Origin of the sequence: Geminisphaera colitermitum TAV2 (assembly GCF_000171235.2) — a bacterium.
GTDB lineage: Bacteria > Verrucomicrobiota > Verrucomicrobiia > Opitutales > Opitutaceae > Geminisphaera > Geminisphaera colitermitum.
The window spans coordinates 1-20,081 of sequence record NZ_ABEA03000027.1 but is presented as its reverse complement, the minus strand read 5'-3'; the positions used below and the strand labels follow the sequence as shown (position 1 = coordinate 20,081).

Here is a 20,081-nt window from a genome sequence, read left to right as displayed (position 1 = left end):
AAAACACTCCCCCCCCCCCCCGCCGCCAGCCACGCCTCCGCCGACCACGCCGCTGCCGCCGACCTCGACTACATCCACCTCAACAAAACCGCCGCCATGATCCGCGCCTCCCTCGTGATGGGCGGCCTCGTGGGCGGGGCCGACGAACCCGCGCTTGCCACCCTTGCCCGCGCCGGACGCCAGCTCGGACTGGCCTTTCAAATCATAGACGACATTCTCGACACCACCGCCGACCAAGCCACCCTCGGCAAAACTCCCGGCAAGGACGCCGCCGCGGGCAAAGTCACCTACGTGCGTCTCCATGGCATTGACACCGCCCGCCGTATCGCCCGCGAACTCACCGACGAAACCATTTCAACCCTCCGCACCCTCCCCGGCGACACCGCCTTCCTCACCGGCCTCGCCGACTCAATGGCCCGGCGCGTGAAGTAAACGCGAACAAAAGGGAACTTCTATTTTAGAGCATTTTATTCAAAACTGTAGCCGTTATCTTAACGGTAGGGAGGCCTCTCCGAGGCCTCCGAAACCACGCTCCATCTACCTATGAATTTCGCATCTTCACACTACGCACGGCGGAGGCCTCGGACGGAGCGCAGCAGCGCGGAGATGGCATCGCCGAAGGCGATGGCCCGAAGGGCTGCCCTCGGCAGAGGGCACAAAGGCCTCCCTACCAGATATCAAATGGCTACAGCTTAAATGAAACTGCTCTAAGACCAAAGACAGAATGCATAGAATGAACTCACGCAGAGCCGCAAAGACGCGGAGCCGCAGAGGATTGGAAACAAACGGTTTTCTCCTCCAACCCTCCGCGCCTCCGCGCCACTGCGACTCTGCGTGAGAAAAATCAAGAATCCGCCACCACTATGAAACGCCACCGCAAACTCCTCCTGTTCCTCCTCACGCCGATCCTTCTGATTGCCGTGCTCATCGCGCTCGCCTTCGTCCCCGCCGTGCAAACAGCGGTTGCCCGGCGCGTGCTCGCCGCGCAACCCGGCATCACCGCCTCCGTGGACCACGTCGCGGTCGGCCTGACAAAAGTGCGCATCAACGGCCTCAAGTTCGCGCAACCCGGCATCATGCTCGACCTCCCCACGCTCGAACTCGACGCCCCCCTCCTCGACGCCGCCAAGTCCAAAGTCCACGTCCAACGCCTCACCGCCAACGGCTGGACCGCCACCCTCTCGCTCCCCGAACTCGCCGCCGCCTCCGCTCAGTCAACTCCCTCCGCCGACACCACTCCCTCCGCGCCCTTCAACGGCCTCTTTGAACTCATCCAACTCCCCGTTGACCTCTCCATCGACACCCTCGAAAGCGCCGGTCAGGTGACGCTGATCACCGCCCCCGGCGTCCGCCCGATCCAAGTCGCTGCCAAACTCAAAGGCGGCAACCTCGCCGCAGGACAAACCGGCAAATTCACTCTCTCCCTCCAAATCGAAGGCGTCGCCCTTCCCGCCGCCCTCGCCACCGCGACTGCCGCCGCCACGGAGACCCAGCGTATCGAAATCGAAACTACCATCGAAGCCCGCATGAGCACCCCGCGCAGCCTCGAAAACATCCTCCTCAACCTCAACGCCAAGACCGGCGCCGAAACCGCCCTCGTCAAACTCGCCGCCTACGCCGCCAACCCCGCCGCCGGCAAACCCGAAGAATACTCCGCCTTCCTCGACACCAAAGGCACCACCCGCGCCCGCGTCACCGGCAAATGGCACCCCGCCCCCCGCACCGCCGAAGGCGACTGGATGCTCAACCTCGGCAACACCGACCTCGCCCCCTACGCCGCCGCCGCCGGCCTGACCCTCCCCCCCTTTGCCGCCGACGGACAAGGAGCCTTCACCTACGCCCTCGCCACCGGCGACGCCACCGCCACCGGACGCCTGCAAGTGCGCGGCGGCCTCCGCGACTACATCCCCGAACTCGGCAACACCGAACTCCTCCTCCTCACCGAGTTCGACGCCGGCCTCAAGTCCGGCCACCCCCGCGTGGAAAAATTCACCGCCACCGTTTCGACCGGAGAGCCCCTTGTATCTATTAAAACAATACAACCCTTCACGCTCGACACCGCCAAAAGCACCGTCACCGCCGCCGACCCGACAAAAGACCTCCTGCGCATTGAAATCCCCGGCCTCCCCCTCACCCTTGTCGAACCCTTCCTCGCCAGTTCCGGCATCAAGCTAAGCGGTTCCCCCATTCGCGGCGCATGGGTCGCTCGTCTCGAAGGTGACACCGTTCGCCTCGCCACCGAACAGCCTCTCACCCTCGACATCACCGACCTGAAACAAAACGGCCAAACCCTCGCCGCCAACCTCGCGCTCAGCGTGCAAGGATTCACCGCCACCTATTCCCCCAAAGGCTGGGACGCCACCATCGGCAGCATCACCCTCGCCACCCCAAACACCAAAGCCGTCCCCGCCCTGACGCTCGCCGCCGTCGCCCGCCAACTCGCCGGCCCCGGCTCCAGTCCCATCACCTTCGACGCCAACGGCACCATGCAACCTGCGCTCCTTGCCGCGCAGCCCATCCTCGCCGAATATCTCCAAACCCTCGCCGCCGGCAAACTCACCTTCACCGCCCAAGGCACGCTTGCCGACGCCATCGCCGCCAAAGCCAGCGTAAAACTCGACGCCTTCCGTATCCGAGCCACAACTACAACGTCCGCCGCCACGCTGCCCGACGTCACGCTTGACGCCGACCTTGCCCGCACCGCCGCCGGCGTCCTTACGATTAAGACCCCCATCACCCTCACCAACGCCAGCGCCACACCCAAGCGCACCTCTGACCTCACCATCAACGCCACCCTCACGCCCGATCCTGCAAAACAAACCCTCGACGCCCGCGCCCAAATCACGAGCAACGTCTTTTACATCGCCGACGCCCAAGCCTTTGCCGCCCTCGCACCGCCCTCCCCCGCAACAACCGCCCCCTCCACATTGGATGTTGGACGTTCGACGTTGGATGTTGGACGTTCGGCGCAAAGCGCCGCCCCCCCTTGGGCCGGACTTACTGGCGAACTCAGCCTTGCGCTCAAAAAAGTCGTTTACACCGACGAACTCCAAATCACCGACATCGGCGGCACGATCAAGATCACGCCCGAAGCCCTCACCCTCGACGCCATCAAAGCCATCCTCGGCGGCGCCAGCAGCCTCAAGCTCGACGGCACCCTCGCCTACGACGCGCAAAAACCCGCCGCCGCCTACGCCCTCAAGACCGACCTCGCCGTCAAAAATTTCGAGACCGCCCCCTGGCTCCGCGCTCTCGCCGCCCCCTCCGCATTGGATGTTGGACGTTCGACGTTGGATGTTGGGCGTTCGGCGCAAAGCGCCTCCCCCCCCCCCCCCGTCCGTCCTCGAAACCAAGCTCAACATCGACGGCCATCTCACGGCCACCGCCGCCACGCTCCCTGCCATAGCGGACCGGGCGCAAGGCCAGTTCAACATAGCCAGTGTCGGCGGCGGCATTTGCCGCGCCCTCTCCGGCGACCTCGCCACCCGCGTCAACAAACTCCATAGCACCGCCAGCAAAGCCACTGACATCGTATCCGGCATCGCCGGACTTCTCGGCAAATCCTCGTCCAAAACCACCAAAGTCGTGGACCAAACCACCGCCATCATCGAAGGCTCCAAAGAACTCGCCGATTACTTTGAAGAGATAAAATTCGACCAGTTCAGCCTCGCCGCCACGCGCGGCCCCGACCTCAACGCCGTCCTGCAAAACCTCACCTTGGTTTCGCCCGAACTCCGGCTCACTGGCAGCGGACAAATCACGCACGCCGAAAGCACTCCGCTGGTGAAACAAGCCCTCGCCCTCAACCTCAACCTCGCCGGCAAAGGCCAGCTCTCGAAACTCTTTGAGAAAACCAAACTCACCGGAGGCCCTGCGGATGCCAGCGGCTACGTCCCCTTTTTTACTCCGGTCAAGATTGGCGGCACGCTCGAAAAAGTGGATACAAGCGCCTTCACCAACGCCATCATTGAACGCGTTGCCCAAACCGGCACCGGCGTCCTCGGCAACCTCCTCGACAAACAGTGAACAAGCTTGAGGCAAGGAGCGAAACCAGGAGCGGCGGCATCCTGCCGCCGGTTCGAAGTGGCGCGGGCGTCCCGCCCGCAGTAGGGGCGTCGCTTGCGACGCCCGCATTCCGATGTAGCGCAGGCGTCCCGCCTGCAATCCAGCCTGCTGCGCGAAGCGCCGCATTCCATAAAAGTCACCGCGCTTCGCGCTATAGACAAGATGGCAGGCGGGACGCCTGCGCTACGTCAGAATGCGGGCGGAACGCCTGCGCACGCCGGACGGAGCACACTTGCAAATTCGCGGGCTTGCAGACCGTTCCGGTCTGGTCTTGCGCTTCGCTCCAGATCGCACCTTGCAGGTGCGCCATCTCCGCGCTGGCGCGCTCCGTCGCAAGCGAAGCCCCTACCGGCGGCAGGATGCCGCCGCTCCTTGCTGCCACGGCATTACGGTGCCTCGCGCTTTGTTTGATGATTAGCCCGGCCACAGTCGCCCGCGCCGCTTCCGATGCCCCTCCCCCCCCGCCGCCGCGTATCCAGTTTACCCTCCCGACGCCCCTTACTCCACTCCCCTCCGAGCCCGCTTCCTACTCTCCCCTCCCTCCCGACCTTCCACCCGCAGACCCCACACCTTCGACCGACGGCGAAGCCGTTGCCGTCGCCGTCGCCTATCCCCGCCCGGCTCGCAACTGGCTCGAAGCCCAGATAGCCCTCGCCCGCCGCGACCTCTCCAGCGGCCCGATCGACGGACGCCCCGGCCCCCAAACCCGCGCCGCCCTGAGCGCCTTCCAACGCGACCAAGGCCTGCCCGTCACCGGCGCGCTCGACGACGCCACCCGCGCCCGCCTCATCCTCGACACCCCGCCCCTGACCTCGCGCCTCATCACGGCCGCCGACCTCGCCAGCCTCCAACCCCTCAGCCCCACCTGGCTCGGCAAATCCGCCCAGACCACGCTCGCCTACCAGACCCCGCTCGAACTCGTTGCCGAGCAAACCCGCGCCCACCCCGACTGGCTGCGTCAGGTCAACCCGCGCATCGACTGGCGTCGCGTTGCCCCCGGCACCCGCGTGCTTGTCCCCGATCCCGAGCGCATATTCCCCGCCCTCGCCCCCGGCGGAGCCTCCACGCCGGCCACGCCCGTCCCGAAACGCCGCAAAGCCGCGCGCGTGCGCATCCACCTGGCCAGCCGCACGCTTCAGGCAACCGACGCCGACGGACGTCTGCTGGCGCATTTTCCCGTGAGCATCGCCCGCCGCGTGGACAAACGACCGGTGGGCGAACTGCACGTCACCGTGGTCGTGCCCAACCCCGACTACACCTTTGATCCCGCCGTCTTTCCCGAATCCGCCGAAGCGCGCGAATTGGGCCGCAAACTCATACTCCCGCCCGGCCCCAACAACCCCGTTGGACTGGTCTGGATCGGGCTCGACCGACCGGGTTACGGTCTGCACGGCACGCCCGATCCGCAACACGTGGGTCGCACCGAATCGCACGGCTGTTTTCGCCTCGCCAATTGGGACGCCCTCATCCTGCTCGACCTCGTCAACGTCGGCACTCCGGTGGACGTGGTGGAGTGACGAAGCTCCAAGGAGCGGCGGCATCCTGCCGCCGATATTCCGGAGTGGCGCGGGCTTTTTCTGCCAATCGCCCGCAGTCGCGGGCGTCGCTTGCGACGCCCCTACGCGTGAGGCAAAAACTATTTTCAAAATATTTTCTATCTTAACCCATTGATTACTAGCGATTGATTCCCTGAGTCAGGTCTTTGCCCGACTTCATCGGCCTCCTTTGATGTGTTACGGTCTGCCCTTCACTTCCGTATCGCGCTGCTCGCTCTCCGCAACATGCCCAACCGCAACACCACTTCTGCAACGACTTTCGCAAGCGTCGCGCTATGGTTTGCCTCGGAAGATGCAAGAGAGATATTACGTAAGTCATTGGTAGTTAAAAAAATACCCCCCCCCACCCCCCCCCCCAGGAATAAATTTAACTAATCGGAAAGCCGGTCCGGCCCCCCGGCGCGGCGACCGGGGACGCCCGCCCGCCCGGCGGGGATGCCCGCGCACGCAACGGGGGTTCCCGGAGGCGAAGCGGACATTCCCGCTTCCGCTGCGAACATTCCCGGAAGCCTTCCGAACTCTCCCGGAGACTTTGCGAACATTCCCGGAGACTTTCCGAACATGTTCGGAGACTTTCCGGGAAAGTCCGGGACCCCGAACGGCTCTCCCGACTCCCCTCCGGCCCCCCCCGATTGGCCTGCGGACTTCCCCGGAAACCCTCCGAACATTCCCGATTTCTTTCCGGGAAAGTCCGGAAAGCTTCCGGGAAAGCCATCTCCCCCCTGCGCCCCGCCCCCGTTGGAACAGTGAAACAATGAACAATGAACAGTGAAACAATGAACAGTGAAACAAGCATGGATACACACACGACAAAGACACGCACCACCGCCCTGCTGGCGGCTGCAATGATAACGCTGGGGGCCGCGACGGCCTTCGGGGCTACCGTGGGTACCGATTACCTGAGCGATGCGTCGCTGATGGTGGCGGTGACGGGCGGCAGCGAGTCGAATAACGGCTACGGAGCGGTAAGTTACGACTACTCCATCGGCAAATACGAGGTGACGAACGCGCAGTATGCGTATTTTCTGAACACGATCGGGGTGACGACGAGCAACAACAACCTGGGCCTGTACAGTTCATGGCAGGAGTCTTACGGGCTGACTTGGAACGGCAGCCAATTTGTGGGGGACAACCGACCGGTGGTATATGTGTCGTTTTATGACGCGGCGCGGTTCGTGAACTGGCTGACGAACGGAGGGACGGCGTTCTCCTCTACGGAGAACGGGCTGTATGAGTTCAGTAGCGACGGCACCACCTTGGTGAGCACGCCGAATCATGCAGCGGCAGCAGCAACCGGCGGAGGATGGGTGATACCGAACGAGGACGAGTGGTATCGGGCGGCCTATTACAATGGAGCGGGAGGCTGGTGGAATTACGCGACGCAGAGCAACGACTTCAGCGGCTCGCTGACAGCGACCAACGGGCAGAACTACGCTGATGGGAATGGCAGAGAGGCGCTGGAGGTGGGAAGTTTCATCAATGCGAGTTCGTATTTTGGAACGTACGATCAAGGAGGCAACGTATGGGAGTGGACTGAGAGTATCTATTTTGGTACTAGCCGTGTGGTGCGGGGGGGCGCGTTCAACTTTACCGAAGGCAACCTCACCGCCGCGTCTGGCCGCTACCCCCTCGGCCTGTACAATGAGAACGGCTACACCGGCTTCCGTGTTGCCTACCTGACGGCCGTGCCCGAGCCGGGGACGTATGCGGCGCTGGCCGGGCTGGCGATGCTGGCCTACGTGATCGTGCGCCGGAGGCGCTGATTGGTAACGGAGTCCGTTGGAGGGCGGGTTTTTATTGCCAATCCCCGCCAGACGCGGCGCAGCCGCGCCCATCCGAAAAAAAGACGGAAGGGCGGTGCTGCGCACCGTCGGCGGGTCGGGAGACCCGCCCTCCATAGGTAACGAGGAGCGGCGGCATCCTGCCGCCGGTTCGTTGTAGGGGCTTCGCTTGCGACGGAGCGCGCCAGCGCGGAGATGGCGCACCTGAAAGGTGCGGTCTGGAACGAAGCGCAAGACCAGACCGGAACGGTCTGCAAGCCCGCGAATTTGCAAGTGTGCTCCGTCCGGCGTGCGCAGGCGTTCCGCCCGCATTCTGACGTAGCGCAGGCGTCCCGCCTGCCATCTTGTCTATAGCGCGAAGCGCGGTGACTTTTATGGAATGCGGCGCTTCGCGCAGCAGGCTGGATTGCAGGCGGGACGCCTGCGCTACATCGGAATGCGGGCGTCGCAAGCGACGCCCCTTGTTGTTTGGAGATGTGGTAAGATGAGGGAGTTCAGTCGAGGACTGCCCCCGCAAGTTGGTTCGACGGGGGGAGGCCTCGGGCGGATGAGCCGTGAGGGCCTGCAGGCCCTCACGGCTCGGCCGCCTGCGAGTTCGTCGACGCCCCTGCTTGATCCGTTCGGATCAGAGCGCTGGTAGCATGAACCGCAGGCGACCTTTTGGTTAATCGCTCGAACCGTTGAATGGACCACCGAAGCAATTGCTCCGGCGAGTCCGACAAAACAAGGATGAGCATGTATCCTCTGCCCGCAACTGATTACGTCGGTGTCGATGTCGCCAAAGACTCGCTCGCGGTCTGCAGCACTCTTGCTGCCAAAGTCGTCAACGTCCCCAATTGCCCGCAAGCGATGGACTCCTGGCTGGCCGGCCTGCCAGCCGGCGTCCATTTGCTCTGCGAGGCCACCGGACGTCATCACCGTTTGTTGCAACAACGCTGCGCCCTCAACGCCATTGCCCTGACCTGCCTGAACCCGGCACAAGTCCGCGCCTTCGCCAAGTCGCTCGGCACACTCGAAAAAACCGATCCGATCGATGCTCGTGTTCTCTTGCGTTTGGGCATCGAAGGTCACCCCGCGCCCTCGCCCGTGCCCTCGGACGCCCTGCGGCGTCTGGGCGACCTGCTCATGGCTCGCCATGCCATCGTCGAACAGATCAGCGCCTTCGACATGCGCAACAACCTGCTCAGTGCTCGGAGCGCTCTTCAACTCAAGCGCGTTGTGCGCGCCCTGCGCTCCCACCGCCTCGCTCTCGAACTTGATCTGCAGGCTTGGCTCTACAGCGAACAGGCGGCGCCTTGGCTCGAGCGTATCCACACCCTGTGCTTCGCTCCGGGTGTGGGCATCCTCAGCGCCCTTTCCCTTATCGCCTACCTGCCCGAACTCGGCTCCCTGAACCGCAGACAGATCGCCAAGCTCGCCGACCTTGCCCCCCTTCCCTGGGACTCCGGCAAACTCAAGGGTCTTCGCATCATCCAAGGTGGCCGCGCTCCCGCTCGCCGCGTCCTCTACCAGTGCGCCATGGTCGCCGCTCGCTGGCATGAGCCTTCCCGTCTCCACTACCAACAACTGCGCGCTCGCGGCAAACCTCCCACCGTAGCCTATGTCGCCATCGCCAGAAAACTCCTCATCTTCCTTAACTCTCTGCTGCGTCCGGCCTACGCCGCTGCCCTCCCGTCCTGATTGACGGTTCAAGGCTCTTCTCTCTCGGTGGACTCCCCTTCCTCCGATGCCACTGCTTTGCCTCTCCCTCATACTTCTCAAGCTCATAAAAAATCACTCTCCAAGATAGTTGCTACTGCGGGCGATTGGGATTGGCAACAAAAGCCCGCGCCACTTCCATCCGGCGGCAGGGCAGCAGCGCGGCGTCCTGCATGCCGTGGATGATTTTTTTGTCGGGCGGACAAAAGGTGGCGAGCGCTCCGCTTAGACGGGCTTTGTTGTCCTTTACAAAATAATAGGGGCAGAGTCGCAGGCGTCCCGCCGCCTCCACGACCTGGCCTTCGCGGTTGTAGAGCGGATGCGTGAGCCGGCGGGGTTTTTTGTAGGTCTGCAAGATGTGCAGGTGCGTCGCCGCATCCTCCACGGCGATGTCCACGCCGCCCTGCCACTCCTCGCGCGAGCAATCGCTGCCAAGCACCACGCTGCGCGCCCCCCACGCGGTTTCGTGAAAGCCGGAGATTTTGATGATGAGGTCGCGCTCCTTTTGCGATGCGGCGGCGAGTTGCGTCCAGTCCGTCAGGGCGCGTCCGCCGATGCGCGGTCCGTCGAGCACCGCGCCGGGGGGGAGGGGGGCGGGGTCGATCACCCAGGTCGGCGGTATCAGGTTTTTAAGGACATCGCGCGCGCCCCGGCTCAGCGTCTCCGCCCAGAAGTCTTGCAAGAGGTGGTGGTGAAAGAGGGCGAGGCCGAGCTTCTCTTCCTGAAAGGGGCGCAGGGGCGGGGTGATGGCCACTTCGCCGGCTTCGCACGCCTCGATGAGATGCGGGGCGGTGGAAATGTTTTCCAAATCGAACAACTCGAAGAAGCGGTAGATGACGTCGATCTTCTCCGGGTCGCCTTCCACATCGAAACATAGGGAGCTGCCGAGCGGGAAAATGTCCTCCGGGCTCAGGCAGGCGGCGCGTTTGCCGAGTTGTTGCAACTGCCTCGCCAACCACTCCATCTCGGGGCGGTAGGTGGCGGCTTCGTCGCTCACGACAAAGGCGATGAGGGGATTGCGCAGGTCGGGGCGCAGGGCGGCCAGCGCGTCGTAAAATTCGCGCACCATTTCGTCCGCCGCGCCAAGGATGTCGTTGGAATGCGCGTTGGCGTAAAGGCGGTTGAGAAAAGCGGTGAGGCCGATGCCGCCGGGCACGGAGTCGAGTTCGGTCAGGGCAAAGCCGTCGTCGGTGAGGAGCAGGTCGGGCCGGAGCACGAGGGGGAACGCGCCGCGGTTGTTGGGGTGGCGGGCGTGGGCGATGAGTTTGCCGGGTTTGCCGCGGTCGAGGTAGTCGCACACCCAGGGCGTGAGGAGGGGTTTGTTGCGGAGGAGGTTTTTGCCGGCGGCGCTGCGCAGGTAAAGGGTTTCGAGGGCGCGGTGGTATTCGAGGCAGGCGGCGCCGATGGCTTCGAGTTGGGTGAGTTCGCCGGGCGTGAGCGGCCATGCTTGCGGTGAGAGCTGCCAGGTTTTCGCTTCAAAGAGCGGCTGGGCCGCAAGGGCGTTTTGTATGGCAGCGTAGTCGAGGTCGGGCATGGGAGTGAGAAATGTAAGAACTAAAGGGACATCTGAAAATTATGTTTCTCACGCAGAGAGACGCAGAGGCGCAGAGGGAATACATCTGGGAGGTCCTGAAAATTCATTTTTGCACAGAAGATAACCAAGAAAACGAAGATAAAGACAGGGAGCATAATTTGTTTTAATTTATTTATTTTCAATAGGTTGTTAAAAACAAAAATTCCATTTCAATTGGTTGTCTTCGTTTTCTTCGTTACCTTCTGTGCAATTTTTAAAACCATCTGTTTTCTCTGCGCCTCTGCGCCTCTGCGTCTCTCTGCGTGGGTCCATTTTGTGCATTCTGTTTTCACAAGAAATATCCGCGCTGTTTTTCCGAGATGGGCAGGCCGGCGCGTTCCATGACTTGCAGGAGGTCTTCCCAGATCATGCGCTTGGATTGTTTGGCGCGCGCGGATTGGTCGGACTGGTGCAGCAGGTAACTGGGGTGATACGTCACCATGAGCGGCTTGCCGTCGAAGGTGTGCCAGCGTCCGCGCACCTGGCCGAGCGTCTTGACGTTGCCAAGGCCCAGCATGCCTTGCGCGGCCGTCTTGCCGAGGGCGACGAGGATGTCGGGATTCACGATCGCCACTTGGGCGCGGAAAAAGGGGAGGCAAAATTCCATCTCGGCCTGCGAGGGCGGGCGGTTGCCGATCTGCTCGCAACCGGGGGGCGTGGGGATTTGCGGGCGCCAGTTCATGATGTTGCCGATGTAAACGTCTTCGCGCTTCAGGCCCATGCCCGCGATCATGCGCGTGAGCAACTGGCCGGCGGGACCAACAAAGGGTTCGCCGCGCACTTCCTCCTCCGCGCCGGGGGCTTCTCCAACGAACATGATTTTTGCGTCGAGCGTGCCGACGCCGAGCACGGGCAGTTTGCCGGGTCGCACGTTGGCGCGGCAGATGGGGTGGTTCGTCACGAGGTCTTTTAACCACGCCCAGCGCGTGGCCTTGTCGCCGTCGGGCAGCGTGACGACGGGGGGGGAGGGAGGGAGGCGGCGGCGCTTTGCGCCGAACGTTCAACATCCAACGTCGAACGTCCAACATCCAATGCGGAGGAGGCGGCGGGGGCGGCGGGTGTCGCGGCGGGTTGTGCGGCGGGTTGAGATTCCGCATTCCGCATTCCGTCGATCACTTCGCGGAGGCGGGCGATGCTTTCCGGCGAGACGGGAAGCGACGTGACGCCTTCGGCTTTGAGGCGTTTCAACTCGTCGGTGACGGCGCGAAGGGAGGCGCGCATGGCGGTCAGGCGGAGGTGGGCGCGGCGCTCCGGCCGGCGAGGAGTTTTTCGACGTACTTGCCGAGCATGTCGAATTCGAGGTTCACGTGGTCGCCGACGGAGCGCGTGCGCAGGTTGGTGACTTGCATCGTGGTCGGGATGAGCCAGACGGCGAAGTGGTCGCCTTCGACTTCGGCCACGGTCAGCGAGATGCCGTCGATGGCGATGCTGCCTTTGTGGATGAGGTGGCGGCCGTTGCCGGGGGGCGTGTGGACGCGCAGGTAATAGTCGTTGCCGCGTTGTTCGAGGACTTCGATGACGCCCATGCCGTCGATGTGGCCGGTGACGAAGTGGCCGCCCATCTTGCCGCCGAAGCGCAGGCTGCGCTCCAGGTTGACGGCGGAGCCGGGGGCGAGTTTGCCGATGTTGGTGAGGCGGTGGGTTTCTTCGAGCAGGTCGAACCAGATGAATTCGTGGTCAAACGCGGTGACGGTGAGGCAGCAGCCGTTGATGGCGATGCTGTCGCCGAGCGACACGGCTTCGAGTGCCAGACGCGCCGCGATTTGGAGTTTCCATGCGTTGCGGCCTTTCGTGAACGATGCGACGGAGCCTGTTTCCTCAATGATCCCGGTAAACATGGCCGCCGATTGAGACGCGCCCGCCCGCGCAACGAAAGCGAAAAAAACACGGTTGGCTGGCTGAGTCGAGGAAGGGGGGGGGGGGGGGAGGGTCAGTAACCGATGATTTTCAGGCCGGGGATGCGGCTGAAATGCTTGGCATTGTTGGAGACCAAAGTGAGATCATAAACGAGAGCAGTGGCGGCAATCCAGATGTCGTTATCCCCAATGTGCAGCCCTTGCCGCTTCAGTTGCCGGGAGATGCGGGAGGCGTTCCATGCCACTTCTTCGTCAATTCCCAATACAACGAATCGGGCTAACTTTTCGTCCACTGTTTCGCGTGTGCCACAACCTTCCGCAAATTCCGCCCAACAAATGCGGGACGTGTAGCGGTTGACTCCGGGATGCGTGGCCAAAAATGCCGCCGCCTGTTCGCGTTTTTTCGAGCCGTCCCCTTTTGACATGGAAATGAGAAACTCGTTGTCGAAGAGCATTAAGATGCGCGGAGTTTTCGTGAACTGCTCCGGGATTTATAGGCCAATTCCACCGCCTCCCAGTCAACGCCTTTCATCCTGCGGTCAAATTCGCCGGAACGTAAGTCTTCCAGCAAATCGGTCGTGGTCCCTTTTGCAGGCGGAAGGGCAGAGCGACCTTTTACGATATACCCGTATTTATTTACACGGGAGGGTTTCGTCTTCGGCTTTGATAGTGTGGCAGTGCTCATATCCGCAGACAGTGTGCGGGAGCGGCTGGTTGTCCAGCTTGCGGCTGCCACAAGCCCGGCGAATCCGGCAAAGACGCAATGATGTGCGTAGGCTTCATCGGGAGGGGGGGGAGGGGGGGGTGGTGGCAAGACCCGGAATCGAACCGGGGACACGTTGATTTTCAGTCAACTGCTCTACCAACTGAGCTATCTTGCCGTGAAAGAGGGGGCTTAGCAAAGGGTCCCAAAATAACGCGTCAATGGGATTTTTGAGGAGTTTTTTGAGGAATTTTGTTGGGTTCAGTCCACGGAGAAGAGGGCTTCGATGTCGCGCTTGGAGTAGGTGCGGAAGGCGAACATGGTCTCGGTCTCCAGGATGCCGTCGATCTTGAGGAGGTGATCGGTGACGATGCACTCAAGCTTGTCGTTGTCGCTCGTGCGGATGATGGCAACGAGGCTGTAACGTCCGCTGACCGAGTAAACTTCCGTGATGTCGGGCGTGGCCAGCAGGCTGTCGGCGACTTCCTTGATGCGTTTGCGGTCAACTTTGAGAAGAATGATGGCGGTAACCATGCCAGAGAGTGAAAGGCGCGGAGATTGGCGGGGGCAAGCTTTGCGTTTGAGCGCGGGGCGGGAGCGTGCTTTATGGACGGTTCATTTTTAGAAAATTTCAGAATAATGAATCCGCCCAACTCCTCCCTTGTCGCTCTTTTGCATGGTCCCGACCAGCCGGGTCTCGTCGCCCGCGTGTCCGGATGGATTTTTGAAAAGGGAGGCAACATCCTGCATGCCGACCAACATCAGGACCGCGAGGCGGGCGTGTTTTTTCAACGCGTGGAGTGGGTGCCGCTGGCGGCGGATGGACGGGAGGCCGAAGCCGAGCGGCTCGCGTTTGCGGAGTTTGCCCGCGGCTTGGGAATGAATGTGCAGGTGGTCTGCCGCGCGCAACGGTCGCGCGTGGCGATGTTTGTCTCCAAATTCGACCACTGTTTCCACGACATCGCCCTGCGCTGGCGGGCGGGCGAATTTGACTGCGACTTCGTGGCGGTCATCTCCAACCACCCCGATCTGGCCGCGGCGGCGGAGGGTTACGGGCTGCCGTATTATCACATCCCGGTGTCGGCGGCCACCAAGGCGGAGGCGGAGGCGCGGCAGGTGGCGTTGTTGCGCGAGTTGCGGGCGGATTTGGTTATCATGGCCCGTTACATGCAGGTGCTCTCGGCGGACTTTTTAGGCCCGAACGGTTTCGGGCGTCCGGTGATCAACATTCACCACTCCTTCCTGCCGGCGTTTGCGGGCGGGAAACCTTATCATCAGGCGCATGCCCGCGGCGTGAAACTCATCGGTGCCACCGCGCATTACGCGACCGCCGTGCTCGATGATGGTCCGATCATTCATCAGGACGTGACCCGCGTGACGCATCGCCACGGAGTGGACGACTTGATCCGCATGGGACGCGATCTGGAGCGGCTCGTGCTGGCGCGGGCGGTGCGGCTGCATCTCAACCAGCGGGTGCTGGCCTACGGCAACAAAACGGTGGTCTTTGATTGATGGGAGGTCATGAAAATTCATTTTTGCACAGAAGATAACCAAGAAAACGAAGATAAAGACAGGGAGCATAATGTGCTTTAATTTATTTATTTTCAATAGGTTGTTAAAAAAATCCCATCTCAATTGTTTGGCTTCGTTTTCTTCGTTACCTTCTGTGCAATTTTTAGAACATCCCTGATATGATTGAGACTGGGATGAATGCTCGCGGGTTGGTGGTGCTCATGCTGGCGACGCTGGCGGTGGCGGGCGCGGGTTGCGCGAGCACGCCGGGCAAGAGTGGCGGTGGCGCGGAGAAGGGGGATCGCAGGGGGGCCGCCGTGACGCAGATGGTGACGGCGCCGGCGCAGCCCGTGGTGGGGCGGGTGCTTTCGGTGACGTTGGCAGAGGGGGGGGGGGGGGGGCTGGTCGTTATCCGCATCGTGCCGCAACTGGGCGTGCCGGATTTTTTTGAGGGAGAGAGCCTGATTACCCGCAACGAGCAGGGCCGGCCAACGGCAAAATTGAAGGGGAGCGGGCAACGTCAGGGAAATATCCTTGGCGCCACCATCGTGGCAGGGCGTCCCCGGGTGGATGACGAGGTGCTGGTGGAGCGTCGGGAGGGCGGGACGGGGAAACCGGGTAACGCATCGGGTAACGCGAACAAGACTGTCGCTCCGTAGCGAACCGTCGCTCTTTTGGTTTCACTCCACTTCCAATTCCGTGTGGCCGCGCAGGTATTCGGCCAGCCGCCGCACCAGCACATCGCCATCGCGCAGCCGCGCCGGGTCCAGACCGCCGAGATCCGCCAGCGGTGTTGGCAACAACAGCGCCGCCGATTCCCTCAACTCCGGCGACAAGGTCGCCAGCCATTGCTGCCGCACCGGATAACCTTCGTCGCGGGCAAAACTGTAGAGACATTTTAGATACACCACCGCCGGTCCCGCCCCCCCCCCCCTCTCCCTCGCTGGTCCCGCGAATTTCGCAAAGGCGGCGAAGGCCCGTCGCATCAGACAAAACACCGCCGCCCGGCTTTCCTGCGGCACGGGATTGCGCGCCACCAGCGTGGCAAACGCCGACGCCCGACGCAGCGTTTCGTAGTCGTGCCCTATCTGCTCGTGCCGCGCCGCCACGCGCAACTCGCGCACAAACCACATCGGCCCGCTCCCCATTCCGCCCGGCCCGCCGATGCCCGCCCCCGCGCCGGAGATCACCGTCGCCGCCCCGGCGCCCGCGCCCGCCGAGTTGCGCGCCAGTTCGACGGAGCCCGTTACCTCGTCAAATAAATCCACGTTCACCTGGTCCGGACGCGGCTTGCGCGCCACCCGGTGCATCACCGACACCGTTCCATGCTCCGCGTCAAAAAGCACCAGCCGCTGAAACGAATCCGACGGAGGCAACCGGCGCAGCACAAACGCTTCAATCTGGATTGCGGGACCAGCCACGGTGGAAAAATTAAGAATTAAAAATTAAGGGAACGTCTAAAAATTCCCAAGAACCGGACAAGAGCATGATTTCCCTCTTCCACCTGGAAAGAAGAGTTTCACGCCACGGCGCGACGGACGCAACGCTGAGAGGCAAGAGCAGGCTGAGGGCGTTGCGTCCGTTGCGCCGTGGCGTGAAATCTTGTTCCCAATCCCGCTTGCGGCGCAGCCAATCGACTAAAATCAATTTTTAGATCCTCCCTTAATTCTTAATTTCGTCCCGTCCCCAAGGCGGCACGAACGAGCCGCCCGAGATCACGAACTTCATGCCGTCGCCCACACTCATATCCAGCTCCGTGATTTCTTCGCGCGGCAGCAGCAGAAGGAATCCGCTCGTCGGATTGGGCGACGTTGGCACGAACACCGTCCAACGTTCCGGCGGCACCGTCCCTCCCTCCCCTGCGCGGATTTGCGGTTCGCCCTGCGCCTTGTTGGTGATGAATCCCAGCACCCATGATCCGCGTCGTGGAAATTCCACTACAACGACCTTGCTGAACAGGTTCCGGTTTTGCGTCGAGAACGTGGTGATGATCTGTTTGGCCGCGTTGTAGATCGCGCTCACGCCCGGCAGTCCGAGCAGGGCGCGCTCGGTGATGTGGCCGAACATCCGGCCCAGCAGATTGCGCGAGAAATAGCCCAGAATCGTGACCAGCAGCAGCACGATGAGCGTTGCCAGCACATTCCATAGCAACCCCAGGTTGGGTTGTGCGAGCAACTCATCCGGCACGTAAAAGAAAAACCAGTCGCGGAAACGTCCGCCCACTTGCTCCACCGCCCACGACACCACCAGCCAGGTGATTGCCAGGGGCGACAGCATGAAGAGTCCGGCAAAGAATGCCGTTTTTAGCGAGGCGAGCCGGGTGGGCTTGGATGGTTCGACAGATGGCAGCGGAGTCGGCGATGGTGGCAGCATGAAGGATTCGTGAAAGGGACGATCTTCATGTCCCCGCCGTCATTTGGCAAGGCGCGGGGAGGCGGCAAGTTTTTTGCGCAAGTAGGGGGCGGTGGGACTGCGTTTGTTGGCGGGCGTGGTTTGGGTGAGGAGTCCGGCGAGCGGGCCTTGGTAGAGGAGTTCGCCGCCGTCGGGTCCGCCGACGGGGCCGAGTTCGATGATCCAGTCGGCTTCGGCCAGCAGGTCGAGGTGATGCTCGATGACGACCACGGTGTGACCCTGGTCAACGAGCGCGTGGAGGACGCGAATGAGTTTTTCGCAGTCGCTGAGGTGGAGGCCGATGGTGGGCTCTTCGAGGAGGTAGAGGTTGCGCGGAAGAGTGCCGCGGCTGCGCTCGGTGTAGGTGGCAAGGCCGCGCGAGAGTTCGGTGACGAGTTTGAGGCGCTGGGCTTCGCCGCCGCTGAGGGTGGGGGAGGACTGGCCGAGCGTGAGGTAGCCGAGTCCGCAATCAACCATGAGCTGGCAGATGGAGGAGAGTTGGCTATGAAAATCGAAAAACACCACGGCTTCTTCAACAGTGAGTTGGAGGACTTCGCCGATGGATTTTCCTTTCCAGGTGACGTCGGCGAGTTCGGCGCTGTAGCGAAGGCCGCGGCAGTCGTCGCAGGGGAGGTAGGTGTCGGGCATGAAGGCCATTTCGAGTTTGATGCGGCCCGCGCCTTCGCAGGTGGGACAGCGTCCGCCGGCGGTGTTGAAGGAGAAGCGTCCGGGGGTGTAGCCGCGCAGTTTGGCTTCGGGGAGCGAGGCGAAAAACTGGCGGATGAGGTCGAAGATGCCGAGGTAGGTGGCGGGCGTGGAGCGCGGGGTTTTGCCGATGGGGGTCTGGTCCACTTCGATGACGGAACGGAAGTGGTTGGCGTCGGTGAGGGTGTCGAAGGGGAAGAGGGGGGGGGGGGGGGGACGCTTCGCGTCGTCATGCGGGCGTCCCGCCCGCGCCACGTCGAGTGTGATGCCGCCGGCGCGGACGAACTGGCGTCCGGTGAGCTTGGGGGCGTCGGTTTTGATGGCTTGCGCAACGGCGGGATGGAGCAGGTCGCGGAAGAGCGTGGATTTGCCCGCGCCGCTGGGTCCGGCCACCATGATGAGGCGTCCGAGGGGGAGTTGCAGATCAAAGCCTTTGAGATTGCGGAGTCGTGCTCCCGTGAGCGTGAGCCAGTGTGGTGATGCGGACGGCATGGATTCGAGAAGGCGGACACCAAAACCTCACGATGCCTGCGCTGCAACTTTTGAGCGATGACGTGGGCGGCACGGGGTTAGCCTAGGGAGTGTAGTCACGAGATAAGATTGACTGAGTTTTTTTGTGATGGAGAATGTCAGCATGGCGAAAGATCAACACCGTCACGACATTTCGGACCGAGTTTGGAGCGTTCTGGAGCCGCTGCTACCTGGAAGGAAAGGAGCGTGGGGAGGGGTGGCGGAGGACAACCGCAAGTTCCTCAACGCGGTTCTGTGGATTTTACGCACTGGTGCGCCTTGGAGGGATCTTCCAGAGGATTACGGAGGGTGGGGCAACACGCACAGGCGTTTTTGTCGCTGGAGAGACAAGGGGCATTGGGAGCGCCTGTTGTCGGAACTGATGAACGAGCCCGATTTCGAGTGGCTGATGATTGATGCCAGTCATGTCAAAATCCATCCGCATGCGGCGGGAGCCAGAGGTGGAAACGAGGCGATCGGTCTGACAAAAGGGGGCGAAACACCAAACTACATTTGGCCGTGGATGCGCATGGTATGCCGGTGCGAGTCATTGTTACAGCGGGTTCCACGGCTGATTGCACACAGGCTGGCAGGTTGATTGAAGGCATTGCCGCAGACCATCTGATCGCCGACAAGGGATATGACACCAACGCCATCATCGAAATGGCGCAGGCCGCAGGCATCTGCCCGCAGATTCCTCCAAAGACCAATCGCATAGAACAACGCGAATATGACCCTTATCTTTATCGGATCAGGCATCTGGTAGAAAATGCATTCCTACGACTCAAGCAATGGCGCGGCATCGCAACCCGATACGCAAAACGAGCCTCCTCTTTCCTCGCTGCCGTCCAATTCAGGTGTGCCATCCTCTGGGCTTCAATCTCGTGACTACACGCTCTAAACCTTGCGACAAATTGAACCGACAATGCTCTAAACATCTAGCCGCGCCAGGTGTAGGCGTGGCAGAGGGCAACGCCGACAGCGTCGGCTTCGTCGCTGGCAAGGGGGCGCCCGTGGCCGAGCAGGGCCATGACAGTGCGCGCCATTTGTTCTTTGCTCGCCCGGCCCGCGCCGACCACGGCTTGTTTTACGCGGAGGGGGGCGTATTCGTAGATGTCTTTTCCCAGCACCGCGGCGGCGGCAATGGCTGCGCCGCGCGCGGCTCCGAGGATTTGCGCGGTCTGGAAGTTTTGGACGTAGATGGTTTGTTCGAGGGCAACGTGGCGGACGGTGAATTCGGTGATGAAGGTGGTCACGGCCCGGTGGATCTCCGCCAGCGCTCCTGACATCGGCACGCGCGCGGGGATGCGCAGGGTCTGGCAGCGCAGGAGGAGGGGGCGGCGTCCGGCGGCAAACTCGACGAGCGCCAGTCCTGTGCCGCGCAGCGAGGGGTCGATGCCGAGGACTTGTCCGGCGTAGGGTTGGCGGTGCGCGGTAAATATCGTCTGCGCCGTCGTGGTGGCCGCGCCTTGGGGGGGGCGCAGGGGGACGGGCAGGGGTTTGCCTGCCAGTTTCGCCGCCCACATTTGCCTGACCGAGAGTCGTGCCATCGGGAGGGGGTTTAGGAGGTGGAGGCGAGGGCTTGCCAGACGGCGTCAGTGAATCGCATGTAACGCACGCCGGTCGCAAAGTCGGTGAGGCGCACGGGGGCGGCTTCGCGGATGCTGGCCACGAAGTCGGCTTCCACGCGCCAGGTGCCGCGTTCGTCGGGGCGGGGTTCGATTCGTTGGC

At 62.3% G+C, this 20,081-nt stretch carries 19 protein-coding genes and 1 tRNA gene; 8 read left to right on the top strand and 12 right to left on the bottom strand.

The window, feature by feature from the left end; genetic code table 11:
- The coding region (locus OBACDRAFT_RS03625; RefSeq protein WP_198529840.1) for a polyprenyl synthetase family protein at positions 1-432 on the top strand (432 nt) is incomplete at its 5' end.
- Positions 433-863: 431 nt separating this feature from the next.
- Positions 864-3,506, top strand: a complete 2,643-nt coding sequence (locus tag OBACDRAFT_RS03620; protein ID WP_043582856.1) for an AsmA family protein — start codon at positions 864-866, stop codon at positions 3,504-3,506.
- A gap of 710 nt (positions 3,507-4,216) precedes the next feature.
- On the opposite strand, the gene OBACDRAFT_RS27850 is transcribed toward OBACDRAFT_RS03620, so the two are convergent.
- Complete coding sequence (locus OBACDRAFT_RS27850) at positions 4,217-4,447, bottom strand: hypothetical protein (RefSeq protein WP_157836901.1); 231 nt, start codon at positions 4,445-4,447, stop codon at positions 4,217-4,219.
- 28 nt (positions 4,448-4,475) lie between these two features.
- Here OBACDRAFT_RS27850 and OBACDRAFT_RS03615 point away from each other — a divergent pair, with 28 nt between their 5' ends.
- From OBACDRAFT_RS03615 to OBACDRAFT_RS03605, 3 genes are all read left to right on the top strand, one after another.
- Positions 4,476-5,582, top strand: a complete 1,107-nt coding sequence (locus tag OBACDRAFT_RS03615; protein ID WP_081721787.1) for a L,D-transpeptidase family protein — start codon at positions 4,476-4,478, stop codon at positions 5,580-5,582.
- Positions 5,583-6,382: 800 nt separating this feature from the next.
- The gene (locus OBACDRAFT_RS03610) at positions 6,383-7,384 is read left to right on the top strand and encodes a formylglycine-generating enzyme family protein (protein ID WP_232766603.1); all 1,002 of its coding nucleotides are present in this window, start codon (positions 6,383-6,385) and stop codon (positions 7,382-7,384) included.
- A gap of 747 nt (positions 7,385-8,131) precedes the next feature.
- Positions 8,132-9,082: an IS110 family RNA-guided transposase gene (locus OBACDRAFT_RS03605; protein WP_157836900.1), complete on the top strand. Its 951-nt coding sequence runs from the start codon at positions 8,132-8,134 to the stop codon at positions 9,080-9,082.
- 112 nt (positions 9,083-9,194) lie between these two features.
- On the opposite strand, the gene OBACDRAFT_RS03600 is transcribed toward OBACDRAFT_RS03605, so the two are convergent.
- From OBACDRAFT_RS03600 to OBACDRAFT_RS03570, 7 genes are all read right to left on the bottom strand, one after another.
- Complete coding sequence (locus tag OBACDRAFT_RS03600; protein WP_052361027.1) at positions 9,195-10,634, bottom strand: hypothetical protein; 1,440 nt, start codon at positions 10,632-10,634, stop codon at positions 9,195-9,197.
- Between the two features lie 328 nt (positions 10,635-10,962).
- A complete protein-coding gene (locus OBACDRAFT_RS03595) occupies positions 10,963-11,574 on the bottom strand; it encodes a uracil-DNA glycosylase (protein WP_052361024.1) in 612 nt (203 codons plus the stop codon).
- Positions 11,575-11,582: 8 nt separating this feature from the next.
- Positions 11,583-11,894, bottom strand: a complete 312-nt coding sequence (locus OBACDRAFT_RS29260; RefSeq protein WP_043582853.1) for a hypothetical protein — start codon at positions 11,892-11,894, stop codon at positions 11,583-11,585.
- Positions 11,895-11,899: 5 nt separating this feature from the next.
- Positions 11,900-12,511 carry a riboflavin synthase gene (locus OBACDRAFT_RS03585; RefSeq protein WP_043582851.1) on the bottom strand — a complete coding sequence of 204 codons (612 nt, stop codon included), beginning with the start codon at positions 12,509-12,511 and terminating at the stop codon, positions 11,900-11,902.
- Between the two features lie 92 nt (positions 12,512-12,603).
- Positions 12,604-12,984, bottom strand: coding sequence for a type II toxin-antitoxin system VapC family toxin (locus OBACDRAFT_RS24920; RefSeq protein WP_052361021.1), 381 nt, complete (start codon positions 12,982-12,984; stop codon positions 12,604-12,606).
- 350 nt (positions 12,985-13,334) lie between these two features.
- Positions 13,335-13,410, bottom strand: a tRNA-Phe gene (locus OBACDRAFT_RS03575).
- An 83-nt stretch (positions 13,411-13,493) separates the two neighbouring features.
- Positions 13,494-13,766: an Lrp/AsnC family transcriptional regulator gene (locus tag OBACDRAFT_RS03570; RefSeq protein WP_043582849.1), complete on the bottom strand. Its 273-nt coding sequence runs from the start codon at positions 13,764-13,766 to the stop codon at positions 13,494-13,496.
- 105 nt (positions 13,767-13,871) lie between these two features.
- Between OBACDRAFT_RS03570 and purU the strand changes: the two genes are divergently transcribed.
- Both purU and OBACDRAFT_RS03560 read left to right on the top strand, forming a co-directional pair.
- Positions 13,872-14,744 carry a formyltetrahydrofolate deformylase gene (gene purU, locus OBACDRAFT_RS03565; protein WP_043582847.1) on the top strand — a complete coding sequence of 291 codons (873 nt, stop codon included), beginning with the start codon at positions 13,872-13,874 and terminating at the stop codon, positions 14,742-14,744.
- Positions 14,745-14,923: 179 nt separating this feature from the next.
- Entirely contained in the window at positions 14,924-15,403 is a 480-nt protein-coding gene (locus OBACDRAFT_RS03560) for a hypothetical protein (protein WP_052361019.1), read from the top strand.
- 21 nt (positions 15,404-15,424) lie between these two features.
- Here OBACDRAFT_RS03560 and OBACDRAFT_RS03555 read toward each other — a convergent pair whose 3' ends face one another.
- The 3 genes from OBACDRAFT_RS03555 to OBACDRAFT_RS03545 all read right to left on the bottom strand — a co-directional run bounded on the left by OBACDRAFT_RS03555 (position 15,425) and on the right by OBACDRAFT_RS03545 (position 18,332).
- Positions 15,425-16,165: a hypothetical protein gene (locus OBACDRAFT_RS03555; RefSeq protein ID WP_043582844.1), complete on the bottom strand. Its 741-nt coding sequence runs from the start codon at positions 16,163-16,165 to the stop codon at positions 15,425-15,427.
- A 241-nt stretch (positions 16,166-16,406) separates the two neighbouring features.
- Positions 16,407-17,117 carry a DUF502 domain-containing protein gene (locus tag OBACDRAFT_RS03550; protein ID WP_052361017.1) on the bottom strand — a complete coding sequence of 237 codons (711 nt, stop codon included), beginning with the start codon at positions 17,115-17,117 and terminating at the stop codon, positions 16,407-16,409.
- Between the two features lie 39 nt (positions 17,118-17,156).
- On the bottom strand, positions 17,157-18,332 hold the full coding sequence (locus OBACDRAFT_RS03545) for an excinuclease ABC subunit UvrA (RefSeq protein WP_043582842.1): 1,176 nt from the start codon (positions 18,330-18,332) through the stop codon (positions 17,157-17,159).
- 142 nt (positions 18,333-18,474) lie between these two features.
- On the opposite strand from OBACDRAFT_RS03545, the gene OBACDRAFT_RS26175 reads away from it, so the two are divergent.
- Positions 18,475-19,238 (top strand): IS5 family transposase gene (locus tag OBACDRAFT_RS26175; protein ID WP_088179267.1). Its coding sequence is split into 2 segments (ribosomal slippage): positions 18,475-18,847 and positions 18,847-19,238, totalling 765 coding nucleotides; the frame shifts between segments, so codons are not numbered across the junction.
- Positions 19,239-19,288: 50 nt separating this feature from the next.
- Here the strand turns inward: OBACDRAFT_RS26175 and OBACDRAFT_RS03530 are convergent.
- On the bottom strand, positions 19,289-19,900 hold the full coding sequence (locus tag OBACDRAFT_RS03530) for a crossover junction endodeoxyribonuclease RuvC (protein ID WP_043582839.1): 612 nt from the start codon (positions 19,898-19,900) through the stop codon (positions 19,289-19,291).
- Between the last annotated feature and the right edge of the window lie 181 nt (positions 19,901-20,081).